The organism is uncultured Sutterella sp., assembly GCF_937923675.1.
Taxonomy (GTDB): Bacteria; Pseudomonadota; Gammaproteobacteria; order Burkholderiales; family Burkholderiaceae_F; genus Sutterella.
Map to the genome: position 1 here is coordinate 1 of NZ_CALDXB010000038.1, position 13803 is coordinate 13803.

Annotated in this window: 10 protein-coding genes and 1 tRNA gene; all 11 read left to right on the forward strand. The window is 63.0% G+C overall.

Going from position 1 to position 13803, the window contains the following annotated elements:
* Positions 1–213 precede the first annotated feature (213 nt).
* Complete coding sequence (locus Q0106_RS05025) at positions 214–1524, forward strand: replication-associated recombination protein A (protein WP_297609759.1); 1311 nt, start codon at positions 214–216, stop codon at positions 1522–1524.
* 203 nt (positions 1525–1727) lie between these two features.
* Positions 1728–3026, forward strand: a complete 1299-nt coding sequence (gene serS / locus Q0106_RS05030) for a serine--tRNA ligase (RefSeq protein WP_152159133.1) — start codon at positions 1728–1730, stop codon at positions 3024–3026.
* Positions 3027–3149: 123 nt separating this feature from the next.
* Positions 3150–3240 (forward strand) — tRNA-Ser (locus Q0106_RS05035).
* A 125-nt stretch (positions 3241–3365) separates the two neighbouring features.
* Positions 3366–4097 (forward strand): SMC-Scp complex subunit ScpB, encoded by a 732-nt coding sequence (scpB, locus tag Q0106_RS05040; protein ID WP_297609739.1) that lies wholly within the window; start codon positions 3366–3368, stop codon positions 4095–4097.
* A complete protein-coding gene (rluB, locus tag Q0106_RS11875; RefSeq protein WP_366139481.1) occupies positions 4021–5256 on the forward strand; it encodes a 23S rRNA pseudouridine(2605) synthase RluB in 1236 nt (411 codons plus the stop codon). Before scpB ends, rluB begins: the two co-directional genes overlap by 77 nt.
* Positions 5257–5759: 503 nt before the next feature.
* Complete coding sequence (rimP, locus tag Q0106_RS05050) at positions 5760–6323, forward strand: ribosome maturation factor RimP (RefSeq protein WP_152159200.1); 564 nt, start codon at positions 5760–5762, stop codon at positions 6321–6323.
* Between the two features lie 7 nt (positions 6324–6330).
* Complete coding sequence (gene nusA / locus Q0106_RS05055) at positions 6331–7863, forward strand: transcription termination factor NusA (RefSeq protein ID WP_297609744.1); 1533 nt, start codon at positions 6331–6333, stop codon at positions 7861–7863.
* Between the two features lie 141 nt (positions 7864–8004).
* Complete coding sequence (gene infB, locus Q0106_RS05060; RefSeq protein WP_297609747.1) at positions 8005–10860, forward strand: translation initiation factor IF-2; 2856 nt, start codon at positions 8005–8007, stop codon at positions 10858–10860.
* 168 nt (positions 10861–11028) lie between these two features.
* Complete coding sequence (rbfA, locus tag Q0106_RS05065) at positions 11029–11406, forward strand: 30S ribosome-binding factor RbfA (protein ID WP_297609750.1); 378 nt, start codon at positions 11029–11031, stop codon at positions 11404–11406.
* 39 nt (positions 11407–11445) lie between these two features.
* Positions 11446–12342, forward strand: coding sequence for a tRNA pseudouridine(55) synthase TruB (truB, locus tag Q0106_RS05070; protein ID WP_297609753.1), 897 nt, complete (start codon positions 11446–11448; stop codon positions 12340–12342).
* A 32-nt stretch (positions 12343–12374) separates the two neighbouring features.
* Positions 12375–13803, forward strand: a 1429-nt coding sequence (locus tag Q0106_RS05075; protein ID WP_297609756.1) for a GTP-binding protein, incomplete at its 3' end; no start/stop codon positions are given.

Sequence of the window (13803 nt, forward strand, 5' to 3'; positions counted from 1 at the left end):
CCAGGCTCCCTATAAACGAAGCCCCTGTTGATTTGATGTCAGCAGGGGCTTTTGTCGTCTGTGCTGTCTGTTCGCTCGGTACAATCCTTTTTCCATTTTTCTTCTTCATCAGAGAGGTTTCCTGACGCTATGCCTGAGGACACGCTTTTCGGCAGTGATGCAGTTGATGAGCCCCGCCGCTCAGCACGAAATCCGGGTCAGCCGGTGAAGCCCATGCTGCAGCCTCTTGCGGAGCGGCTTCGTCCGCATACGCTCGATGAGGTGATTGGACAAAAGAAGCTCCTCGGGCCCGGGGCGCCCCTGCGCGTGGCCTTTGAAAACCGCCGCCCGCACTCCATGATTCTCTGGGGGCCGCCCGGCGTCGGCAAAACCACGATTGCGCGTCTGATGGCAGATGCCTTTGATCTGCCCTTCATTGCCATTTCCGCCGTTCTCGGGGGCGTCAAGGACATTCGAGACGCGGTAGATGAGGCGAAGCGCACCATGTCGGCAACCGGAAAGCCGACGGTGGTCTTTGTCGACGAAGTGCACCGCTTCAGCAAGAGTCAGCAGGATGCGTTCCTCCCGCACGTGGAGTCCGGGCTCTTCATCTTTGTAGGCGCAACGACCGAGAATCCGTCCTTTGAGGTGGTGAGCGCGCTTTTGTCGCGTTCGACCGTCTACCAGCTCGAAAGCCTGACGCCAGCAGAAACCGGCGAACTCATTGACCGCGCGATGAAGCGCGAGTTTGCAGAGCTCGAGCTCACGCCTGAAGCCCGGGAGATTCTCATCACGCTCGCCGACGGCGATGCGCGGCGCTGCCTCAATGCGCTCGATGTCTCCTGCACCATGGCGCGCGAGCGCAAAATCGCGCAGATTGATGCTTCGTTTCTCAGAAAAACGACGCCCGCAACCTTGAGGCGCTTCGACAAGGGCGGAGACAACTTCTACGACCAGATCAGCGCCATGCATAAATCCGTGCGCGGCTCCGACCCGGATGCGGCGCTCTACTGGATGATGCGCATGATCGACGGCGGGTGCGACCCCCGCTACATCGCAAGGCGTCTGATGCGGATGGCCGTGGAGGATATCGGACTCGCGGATCCGAGGGCGGCGACCGTCGCGCTTGAGGCGGCGGAAATCTTCGAGCGCCTGGGAAGCCCCGAGGGCGAGCTTGCGCTCGCCCAGGCGGCGGTTTATCTCGCCTGCGCTCCGAAGAGCAACGCCGTCTACACGGCAATGAATGAGCTGAGAGACTTCATCAGAAAGGACGGCACTCGCCCGGTTCCCATGCACCTTCGGAATGCGCCCACCAAGCTCATGAAGGACCTGGGCTACAAGGAAGGCTACCGCTACGCGCACGATGAGCCCGGGGCCTTTGCTGCAGGCGAAATTTATCTGCCCGAGGGGCTCGAGGGGAAGCGCTGGTACGTGCCGACGGACCGCGGAACCGAGGCAAGAATTGCTGAAAAGCTTAAGGGCCTTCAGGTGCTCAACGAAAAAGCGCGCGCTGAAGGCCGCGGCAGAAAGCGCGGACAAGGCTAGTTCATTTGCATAGGGCGGCGGAAACCGCGAAAATAATAGTTTCTTCCCTCAGAAGCCCCGGCTCGCGCATTCGGCATGCCGAATGCCCGGATGCCCGGAAGAGGGTGGACCGATTTTTTATGGATGCAGAATCCGCTTTTCCGGATCAGACGAGAGAAGCTGGACTTTGCGTCATTCATGTCAATATCCAAGGACAAATAAACATGCTCGATGTGACGATGCTCAGGAAGAACCTTCCGGAAGTGGTGGCTCGCCTGAAGACGCGCAATTTCGATTTTCCCGTGGAGGCCTTCACTGAGCTCGAAGACCGCCGCAAGAACGTGCAGCAGAAGACCGAAGAGCTTCAGGCTGCGCGCAATGCCCTCTCGAAGGACATCGGCATGAAGAAGAAGGCTGGCGAGGACGCGACCGAGCTTCTCGCCCGTGCTGCTGAAATCCCCGCTCAGCTCGCCGAGCTCGAGGACGAACTCGAGGAAACGCGCACGAAGCTTCATGATCTGATGCTTCGCGTCCCGAACCTCCCCTCGCCCACGACGCCGATCGGCAAGGACGAGACGGAAAACGTTGAAGTCCGCCGCTGGGGCACGCCGCGCCAGTTCGACTTCGAGATCAAGGATCACGTCGATGTGGGCGCTCCCCTCGGTCTTGACTTCGACACCGCCGCGAAGCTCTCCGGCGCCCGCTTCTGCTTCATGAAGGGCGAAGTGGCGCATCTGCACCGCGCGCTCGCTCAGTTCATGCTCGACGTCCACACGCGCGAACAGGGCTATACCGAGTGCTACACCCCCTACATCGTCACGGCGACCACGATGACGGGCACGGGCCAGCTGCCGAAGTTCGAAGAGGACCTCTTCGCTGCGAAGAAGGGCGGCGCCTACTCCGACATGGAACAGATGTATCTCGTTCCGACCGCGGAAGTGACCCTCACCAACTCGGTTGCGGGCCAGATTCTTAAGGCCAAGGACCTCCCCATCTACCTCACGGCCCACACGCCCTGCTTCCGTTCCGAAGCCGGCGCCTACGGCCGCGACACCCGCGGCATGATCCGCCAGCACCAGTTCGACAAGGTCGAAATGGTGAAGATCGTCCGTCCGGAAGGCTCCTACGACGAACTCGAGAAGCTCACGAACGACGCTGAAGCCATTCTGCAGAAGCTCGAGCTTCCGTACCGCGTGATGGCGCTCTCGACGGGCGACATCGGCTTCGGTTCCTGCAAGACCTACGACCTTGAAGTCTGGATCCCGGCGCAGAACACCTACCGCGAAATCAGCTCCTGCAGCAACTGCGAGGACTTCCAGGCCCGCCGCATGGGCGCCCGCTTCAAGGACGAAAACGGCCGCACGCGCTACGTTCATACCCTGAACGGTTCGGGCCTTGCGGTCGGCCGCACCCTCGTTGCTGTTCTCGAGAACTATCAGAACGCCGACGGCTCCGTCACGATCCCGACGGTGCTTCGCCCCTACATGAACGGCAAGGAAAAGATCGTTCCGGCTGCGAAGTAATTCCCTGAAGTTCGCTTCAATCTGAAGAAAATCCCGCCAACTCTTCGCGAGCGGCGGGATTTTCTTTATGGAAATTTGCTTTTTTCCGAAAAGCTCTGTAATATGCGTCCTCTCTCTTGACGCGGAAGGGTGGCAGAGAGGTCGAATGCGCCGGACTCGAAATCCGGTATACGGTTATACCGTATCGTGGGTTCGAATCCCACCCCTTCCGCCACAAGACAGATGACCGATATCCTGGACAAACAAAAGTCCGGGATTTTTTTTGCTTTTTCGATCTAGAATCGAATTTGTTCTTCGTTTTCGGGGAGAGAGCCGACAGCAGGCTCCTCATCGGGTCATATGGCCGACTTCACCTCTCAAACCATTCTCGAGGCGGCGCTTCTCACGTCCAGAAAGCCCCTGACCATCCGGGAGATGAGGCGTCTTTTCAATGACGGGCCGTCCGCGAAGACGATCCGTCAGGAGCTCGAGGCGCTCCAGCGCTTCTGGGAAGACCGCGGCATGAGGCTCGAGGAGCTCGCGGACGGCGGCTGGCGCTTCCGCACGGCGCCGGGAGCCATGACCTGGCTCGCGCGCCTCGAGGAGGAGCGCCCGGCCCGCTACTCCCGCGCCGCGATGGAAACGCTTGCCATCATTGCCTACCGGCAGCCGGTGACGAGAGGCGACATCGAGGAAATCCGCGGCGTCACCCTCACCGCGCAGCTTCTCAAGCAGTTTGAGGACCGCGGATGGATCGAGACCGTGGGCTGGCGGGAGACGCCGGGACGACCGGCGCTCCTTGGAACAACGAAGAAATTTTTGAATGATCTGGGTCTCAAAAGCCTGGCAGAGCTGCCCAATCTGAAGGAAGCGCCGTCCGAGGAATTTGAGCTCGGCGACGAAAACCCGGAGGCGCAGGAATCGCCCGGTATCGGCTCGATGCAGCTGCAGGAGGAACTTAATTTTGACCAGGAACGAAACGAAGGGTCGCGGGAATCGCCCGCAGGGCCCGCAGATGAAGAAGCGCACGCCCTTCCGCGCGCCCATGAAGAAGCCCCGTCCGATGCGTCCGCGTCCGGACGCGGCGGCTGAGGAATTGCCGGCGGAAGCGGGGTTTGAGGCGAATGCCCTCACTGAAAAGCTTCAGAAGGCGCTCGCCGATGCGGGCTGGGGGTCGCGCCGCGAGATGGAGCGCCTGATTGAGTCGGGCGTCGTCACCGTGAACGGGTCGCCCGCGAAGCTCGGCGACCGCGTGGGCGCGCTTGACGTCATCCGCGTCGAAGGCCGCCTCGTGCGCCGTCCGGCTCAGGAGCCGGGCGAAGCGCCGCGCGTGCTTCTCTACCATAAGCCCGCCGGCGAGATCGTCTCCCGCGACGACCCGGAAGGTCGTCCGAGCGTCTTCGATCACCTTCCGCGCGTTCCGGGCGGACGCTGGATTGCAGTGGGGCGCCTTGACTTCAATACCGAGGGTCTCCTCATCTTCACGACTTCCGGGGCGCTCGCCAACCGCCTCATGCATCCGCGCTACGAAATGGAGCGCGAGTATGCCGTGCGCACGGTGGGCGAACTTCCCGTTGAGGACGAGCAGAAGCTTCTCACCGGCATCGAGCTCGAGGACGGTCCGGCGAAGTTCCTCACGCTCAACGACGAGGGCGGCAAGGGCCTCAACCACTGGTACACCGTCACGATTCGCGAGGGCAGAAACCGCGAGGTGCGCCGTCTCTTTGAAGCGGTGAATCTCACGGTATCGCGCCTGATCCGCGTGCGCTACGGCGCCGTGGAGCTCCCCTCGGGGCTCCTTCGCGGAAAGATGAAGGAGCTCGAGCCCGCAGACGTGAAGCGCTGGATTGCTGAGCTCGATCGCCTCGACAAGCAGTCGACGCCGGAAGCACAGGCCGAGAAGGCCGCGCAGGTGAAGGCTGAGAAGGCCGCCGCGCGCATCCGCTGGCGCGAACGCATGGAAAGGGAAGAGCGCGAAGCCGAGGAAGCCCCGAAGAGAAGGCGCCCGGAAGGCGCTTCCGACCGTACGGGCGTGCCTTTCAAGGGCGGGCGCGACATGTCGGCGCGGCCCACGCAGCGCGCCTATCAGAAGGGCTGGAAGGATGGCGACTCTCAAGGCGCCAAGCGCGCGGATCGCGGCGAGCGGTCCGATCGCACTGAGCGCAACGAGCGCACCGAACGCTCGCAGCGCGTTCCCCGCGGCATCGGTGCGGCGAGAGGCTCCCGCGGTCCGAGAGGCGGCCGTCTCTGACGGAAGCGTTTTGAGAATCGCACCTGAACTCTCCCGGAGAAAACACGCTCTCCGGGAGAGCAAAGACGCAAATTTGCTTCTCTCAGCGCTTGCGCGGCCGCCGCGATTCTCCTAAAATCAGGCCCATTCTTCAGAGCCGGTCAGAGCCGCTTTCCTCTTGGGAAGGCCGGAGACCGAATGCCCCCAGGCGCCTTTCTTTGTCTGCGGGCAGCGAGAAACCGCCCCTGCGGGCCTTTTTTCCAGTTTGCTCTGAGACGTCGCATTCTGGCAGCGCGCCGCTCATGATCTGAGCGGAAGGATTTTCTACTGCGTCTGCCGCCTGCTGGTCCGCTTCGGGAGAGAGTTGCATCAGACGACTCCGGGCTGAGGGACTGCATGGAGAGAGAAATGGGCAGGGATGCCCATTTTTTTTTGATTTCAGCGGAACGCGGCGCCCTGATTCCGGAGGATGACTCCGGGGTCTCGGGGGGCCCTTTTCGCATGTTTGAAGGATTTGTCAATCAATGAATTCATCCTCCGGAGCGCTGAGCGCCCTTGTGGAAAAGACGGTTGAAGGACTCGGGTACGAGTTCGTCGACTGCGAGCGTCTCGCGCGCGGCCTGGTTCGCGTGACGATCGACACGACCGCCGAGGGCGGAATTTCGCTTGAGGACTGCGAGCGCGTGAGCGATCAGCTTACGCACCTCTTCACGGTCGAGGACATTGCTTACGATCGTCTTGAGGTGTCTTCGCCCGGCGTTGAGCGGCCGCTGAAGCGCGCCCGCGACTGGAAGCGCTTTGAGGGCGAACTCGCCGCGCTCGAGCTCTTCGCGCCTCTCAAGGCCGAAGGCTTTCCTGAAGCCGGCCGCAGAAAGCTCGAGGGCCGCATCATCGGCATTTCCGGTGAATCGGGCGCCGAAGAGATTGAATTCGATTATTTCGAAGTCGACGTGGCCCGTACGCCTCGCGCTGCAGCGCTTCGCGCGAAGAAGAAGAAGACGGTTGAATCCGCGCCCGTGCGCGTCGTCTTCCCGCTCTCCGACGTCGAGCGCGCCCATCTGATTAAGGAACTCAATTTCAAGGGGTAATGAAAAAATGAACAGCCGTGAAATGCTCGAGCTCGTCGACGTGCTCGCCCGCGAAAAGAACGTCGAAAAGGACATCGTCTTCGGCGTCCTCGAAATTGCGCTCGCGAGCGCCGTGAAGCGCGCCCGCTTCCCCGGTGAAGATGCCGACATTCTCGTGCGCGTCAACCGCGCCACGGGCGAATTCACCGCCGTGCGCCGCTGGCTCGTCGTGCCCGATGAAGAGGGCCTTCAGGAACCCGACCGTCAGGAAATGTTCTCCGACATTCATGACGAATTCCCGGATCTTCAGCCGGGCGACTACATCGAGCGCCCCATTGAAAACGTGGACATCGACTCCGCCGGCCGGCGCTTCGCTCAGGACGCCAAGCAGGTGATCCTGCAGCGCCTGCGCGACGCAGAACGCGAACAGATCCTCTCGGAATTCCTCGCGAAGAACCAGTCGATCGTGAACGGCCTCATCAAGCGCATGGACAAGGGCGATGCGATCGTTGAGATCGAGCGCCTCGAAGCGCGCCTTCCCCGCAATCAGATGATCCCGCGCGAAAACATGCGCACGGGCGACCGCGTTCGCGCCTACGTCGACCACGTGGGCGAGACGCCGAAGGGAAAGACCGTCTTCCTCTCGCGCACGTCGCCGGAATTCCTCAAGAAGCTCTTTGAGCTCGAGGTTCCCGAAATCGAGGAAGGCATCATCGAGATCAAGGCGGCCGCCCGCGATCCGGGCGCCCGCGCCAAGATCGCCGTCACGTCGCACGACCAGCGCGTTGACCCGATCGGCACCTGCATCGGCATGCGCGGCTCGCGCGTCAATGCTGTGACGGCCGAGCTTTCGGGCGAAAGAATCGACATCGTCGTCTGGAATGCCGACCCCGCGCAGTTCGTCGTCGGCGCGCTCGAACCCGCCAAGGTCCGCTCGATCGTGATGCTCGAGGACACCCACACGATGGAAGTCGTCGTCGACGAGGACAACCTCGCCGTTGCGATCGGCCGCGGCGGCCAGAACGTGCGCCTTGCTTCCGAACTCACCGGCTGGCAGATCAACATCCTCACGCAGACCGAAGCGAGCGAGAAGCGCGAGGCGGAAGTCTCCCGCATCCGCGAGGACTTCATGAAGAACCTCGACATCGACGAGGCCGCTGCGAACGTGCTCATTTCGGAAGGCTTCTCCTCGGTTGAGGAAATCGCCTACGTGCCCGAGAAGGAGCTCTACTCGATCGAAGCCTTCGACCGCGAGACGATCGAGGAGCTCCGCGCCCGCGCCCGCAACAAGCTGCTTGCCGACGCCATCACGCGCGAAGAGAACTTGAGAAAGGCCGATCCGGAGATGCTCAAGCTCGACGGCATGACCAACGACCTCGCGAGCAAGCTCGTGAGCCACGGCGTGAGAACGCTTGACGATCTCGCAGACCTCGCCACCGAAGAGCTCGTCGAAATGACGGGGCTTGAAGAGGAAGCCGCCAAGAACCTCATCCTCGGCGCCCGCGCCCACTGGTTCGGCGAAGGCGAAGCCCGCGAAGCCGAAGCGAAGAAGGCCGAATAACGCTCCCGCGGGAGCAGTCCAGAAACAACCCGATATCCCGCGCGAATGCGGCGGGGCGGAAAACGAAAGCGATCCTGAAGGATTCCCCCTTTCCGCCCCAGGAAGCCCCAAGAAGCGCCGCGTTCGAAGGAGTAGAAAAATATGACCATGACGGTTAAGGAATTTGCGCAGGAACTGAAGGTCCCTGCGAAGACCCTCATTACGCAGCTGCGCGCAGCCGGCGTCGACAAGTCGAATGAAACCGATACCCTCTCCGATGCCGACAAGAGCCGGCTCCTCGACAGCCTGCGCATCGAGCGCACGCAGTCGAGCCAGAGGAAGATCACGCTCACCCGCAAGGAAAAGAGCGTGATCAAGCAGAGCGACGCCTCGGGGCGCGCTCACACGATTCAGGTCGAGGTGAGAAGAAAGCGCGTCTTCGTGAAGAACCCCCAGATGCAGGCCGAGGAAGAAGCTCGCATGGAGGCTGAAGCCCGTGCGATCGCCGAACGCCGCGCCGCCGAGGAGAAGGCCCGCCAGGAGGCGGAAGCCGCCCGCCGGAAGGCCGAGGAAGAGCGCCGCGCCGCCGAGGAAAAGGCCCGCCGCGAACGCGAGGAAGCCGAGCGCGCCGCTGCGGCCGCCCGCGCCGCCGAAGCCGCCCGTGCGGCCGAGGAGGCCCGCGCCCGCGAAGAGGCTGCGAAGAAGTCTGCCGACGAGGCCGCTCTCAAGGCTGCCCGCCGCGAAGCCGAAAAGGCGAAGCTCGAGGCTGAGGTCGCTCAGGCGACGTCCGCGCGCATGGAGGCGGAAGCCGCCGCCAATGCCCGCCGCGAGGCCGCGAGGAAGAAGGCCGAGGAGGAAGCCCGCCGCATCCGCGAGATGATGAACCGCAAGGCCGGCGTCCTCACGGCCAAGAAGCCCCCGAAGGAAGAAAAGCCCAAGGCGGAGGAAAAGCCCGCTCAGCCCCAGAAGGCCGCCGCGCGCGACGAGAAGAAACCCGCGCAGCAGCCGCGCCGCAACAATGCGACGCGTCCGGCCGCAGCACCCGCCAATTCGGGCGACAAGCGCTCCCACGGCGACAAGAAGGGCGCCCGTCGTCAGCAGAACGGCGACTGGCAGGAAAACGACCGTAAGGGCCGCGGCCTCAAGACCCGCGGCGCGGTGGAGGAGGAATCCTCGTCGAGCGGATGGCGCACGGCCCGCGGCCGCAGGAGCCAGGACCGTCATCGTCAGGACGCCCCCGTGCCGCAGTCTCAGGAACCGGTGGTGCGCGAGGTGACCGTGCCCGAGACGATCTCGGTTGCGGACCTTGCCCACAAGATGGCCGTGAAGGCGACCGAAGTCATCAAGACCCTCATGACGATGGGGCAGATGTGCACGATCAACCAGATGCTCGACCAGGATACGGCGATGCTCGTCGTCGAGGAAATGGGCCACAAGGCGATCGCCGCCAAGGCGGACGATCCGGAAGCCTGGCTCGGCGAAATCGAGGAAAAGGAAGACTATCCCGAGAAGCCCCGTCCCCCGGTCGTCACCATCATGGGCCACGTCGACCACGGCAAGACGTCGCTCCTCGACTACATCCGCCGCGCGAAGGTTGCTGCCGGCGAAGCGGGCGGCATCACGCAGCACATCGGCGCCTACCACGTGAAGACGCCGCGCGGCATCATCACGTTCCTCGACACCCCGGGCCATGAAGCCTTTACGGCCATGCGCGCCCGCGGCGCCCAGGCGACCGACATCGTGATTCTCGTGGTGGCGGCCGACGACGGCGTGATGCCCCAGACGCAGGAAGCGATTTCGCACGCCCGCGCTGCCGGCGTTCCGCTCGTCGTCGCGATCAACAAGATCGACAAGCCCGAAGCCAATCCCGAACGCGTGAAGCAGGAGCTCGTCACCGCGGGCGTCATCCCTGAGGAATACGGCGGCGACGTTCCCTTCTGCCCGGTTTCCGCGAAGACCGGCCAGGGCGTCGACGAACTCCTCGAAAACGTGCTTCTGCAGGCCGAAATGCTCGACCTCAAGGCTCCTGAGGAAGGTCCCGCCAAGGGTCTCGTCATTGAATCGCGCCTCGACAAGGGCCGCGGCCCCGTGGCCTCGATCCTCGTTCAGTCCGGCACGCTTCACCGCGGCGACGTGGTGCTCGTGGGCGCTGAATTCGGCCGCGTTCGCGCGATGATCAACGAGCTCGGCAAGGCGCAGAACACCGCCGGTCCCTCGATCCCGGTTGAGATTCAGGGCCTCTCGGGCGTCCCGCAGGCGGGCGACGAGGTGATTTCGCTTGCCGACGAAAGAAAGGCGCGCGAAATCGCGCTCTTCCGCCAGGGCAAGTACCGCGACGTGAAGCTCGCCAAGGCGCACGCCACGAACCTCGCCAACCTCTTCGCCGACGTGGGCGAGGGCGAAGTGAAGACACTTCCCCTCATCATCAAGGCGGACGTTCAGGGCTCTCAGGAAGCGCTCATCCATGCGCTCACCCAGCTCTCGAACAACGAGGTTCGCGTGAGCGTCGTGCATGCTGCCGTGGGCGGCATCTCGGAATCCGACGTCAACCTCGCCGCCGCGTCGAAGGCCGTGATCATCGGCTTCAACGTGCGCGCGGACGCCCAGGCAAGGAAGCTCGCCGAAACCGAAGGCGTCGACATCCGCTACTACAACATCATCTACGACGCCGTGGACGATGTGAAGGCCGCGCTTTCGGGCATGCTCTCGCCCGAACGCCGCGAGACGCCGCTCGGCTTGGTCGAGATCCGTCAGATCATCCGCGTGCCGAAGGTGGGCAACATCGCCGGCTGCCGCGTGCTCGAAGGCCTCGTGCGCCGCACGGCGCAGGTCCGTCTGCTCCGCGACAACGTCGTCGTCTGGACGGGCGAGCTCGCGAGCCTGAAGCACTTCAAGGACGACGTCCGCGAAGTGAAGGCCGGCAACGAATGCGGCCTCTCGCTCAAGGGCTATGAAGACATCAAGACGGGCGACCAGCTTGAAGTCTTCGAGGTGACCGAAGTCGCCCGCACGCTCTAAAGGCATCCTTCCTTCTGATTCCTCCGCCGGGGGCGCTCAAGAAGCCCCCGGAAGGGAATCCCGATGAAGGCGAGCCCGACATTGACGCCCGGAAGCGCTTTTCCTCTGAACTTAAGCGGAAAAGCGGATCCGGGCGCCTCTGATTTTCAAGTACTGAAAGAATTTCTTATGAAGAACGCCAAACCCGGCCGCGCGCAGCGCATCGGCGACCAGATCGCCCGTGATCTCGCGCAGCTCATCCCCCAGGAAGTGCGCGACCCGCGCGTGGGCCTCGTTACGCTTACGGGCTGCGAGGTGACGCCCGACTACGCGCATGCGACCGTCTACTTCACCGTGCTCGGCTCCGACCCGGCGGAAACGGCCGAAGGGCTCAACGCCGCCGCAGGGATGCTGCGCACGCACCTCTTCAGGAAGCTCCACATTCATACGGTGCCGACGCTTCACTTCGAGCTCGACACGAGCACCGTCCGGGGCTTCCAGATGGATGCGCTCATCAAGCGCGCCATTGCCCAGACCGAAAAGACCGGTTCGGGCGAAGAAGGCTGATTGAGGGCCTCCTGACTAATTTGAGCGAGTGATTTCAGAATGGCGAAAAAGGGCGATCCGATCAGCGCAGTGCTCCTTCTCGACAAGGACGGAGGACTCTCCTCGAACGCGGCCGTGCAGATTGCAAGGCGCCTCGCGAACGCGCAGAAGGCGGGCCACACCGGCACGCTCGACCCGATGGCGACGGGGCTTCTTCCCGTCTGCTTCGGCGACGCGACGAAGTTTTCCGCCGACCTTCTCAATGCCGAGAAGGGCTATGAAGCGCGCGTGAAGCTCGGCGTCACGACGAATACCGGGGATGCCGACGGCGAGGTGACGGGAACCGCCCCGACGGAGGGCATCACGCTCGACATGATCCGTGAGGCGGCTCTTTCCTTCCTCGGCGAAATCGAGCAGATTCCTCCCATGTATTCGGCTCTCAAGAAGGACGGCGTCTGCCTCTACCACATCGCCCGCAAGGGCGGCACGGTCGAGCGCGAGCCCCGGCGCGTGAGGATTCTCGAGATTGATGTCTCGGACTTCGACGGCGCCTCCTTCACGATGAAGACCCTCGTTTCGAAGGGCACCTACATCCGCGTTCTCGCCGAAGACATCGGCAGAAAGCTCGGGTGCGGGGCGCACCTCACGGCCCTGAGGCGCACGCGCGTGGGTCATCTCACGCTCGAAGGCGCCCTCACGCTTGAAAATCTGCGGGCGCTCGCGACGCCGGAAGCGGTGCGCGCTAAACTCTCGCCCGCAGACACTTTGATTACCAAGCTTCCCCGTGTCGATCTTTCGGCTGAGGATGAAGCCCGCTTCCTGCTCGGCCAGCGCCTTGCGCTCGGCCTCGGGGCCCTTGCGCGTGTTCGCGTCTACGGCCCCCGTACGGGACTTCTCGGGACGGCTGCGGTTTCAGACCGCGGCGTGCTCGAGCCCGAACGACTTATTGCACATTGATCCAAAATTTCCTTCAAAAAACTGAGACTCCCATGACTCGAGCTATTCGCAACATTGCGATCATCGCGCACGTCGACCACGGCAAGACCACGATGGTTGACCGTCTTCTGCAGTGCGCGGGCACCTTCCGTGCCAACCAGCAGGTTGAAGAGCGCGTGATGGACTCCAACGCCATCGAACGCGAACGCGGCATTACGATTCTTGCCAAGAACTGCGCCGTTGAATACGAAGGCGTGCACATCAACATCATCGACACCCCGGGGCATGCCGACTTCGGCGGCGAAGTCGAGCGCGTGCTCTCGATGGTCGACGGCGTGCTGCTGCTCGTCGACGCGGTCGAGGGCCCGATGCCGCAGACGCGCTTCGTGACCCGCAAGGCCCTTGCCCAGGGTCTGAAGCCCATCGTCGTCATCAACAAGATCGACCGCCCGGGCGCTCGTCCGGACTGGGTGCTCAACCAGACCTTCGACCTCTTCGACAAGCTCGGCGCCACCGAGGATCAGCTTGACTTCCCCGTCATCTACGCCTCGGCCTTGAACGGCTTCGCGGGCTACACCGACGACGTTGAGGAACTGAAGAAGATCGGCAACATGCGCGCCGTCTTCGACACCGTCATCAAGTACGTCCCGGTCCGCGACGACAATCCCGACGGCCCCCTCATGCTTCAGATCTGCTCGCTCGACTATTCGAGCTACGTGGGCAAGATCGGCGTGGGCCGCGTCCACCGCGGCCGCATCTACCCGAATTCCGAAGTCGCGATCATGAATGGTCCCGACGACACGCCGCGCCGCGCCAAGATCAATTCGATTCTTGAGTTCGAGGGCCTGCAGCGCAAGGAAGTGAATGAAGCCCAGGCGGGCGACATCATCCTCGTCACCGGCATTGAGGAACTCAACATCGGCACGACCATCACCGACAAGGATCATCCTGAGGCGCTTCCGATGCTGAAGGTGGACGAACCCACCCTCACGATGAACTTCCAGGTGAATACGTCGCCGCTCGCCGGCCGCGAAGGCAAGTTCGTGACCTCGCGCCAGATCCGCGAGCGTCTTGAGAGGGAACTCAAGTCGAACGTCGCCATGCGCATGCGTCCGACCAAGGACGAAACGGTCTGGGAAATCGCCGGCCGCGGCGAACTCCACCTCACGATTCTTCTTGAAAACATGCGCCGCGAGGGCTATGAACTCGCCGTTTCGCGTCCGCGCGTCGTTCTGAAGGAAATCGACGGCGTCAAGATGGAGCCCTATGAACTCCTCACGGTCGACGTTGAGGAAGAGCACCAGGGCGCCGTCATGGAAGAGCTCGGCCGCCGCCGCGGCGACCTCCAGGACATGGCTCCCGACGGCAAGGGCCGCGTGCGTCTCGAATACCGCATCCCGGCCCGCGGCCTGATCGGCTTCCAGAGCATGTTCATGACGATGTGCCGCGGCACGGGCATCATGAGCCACGTCTTTGACGACT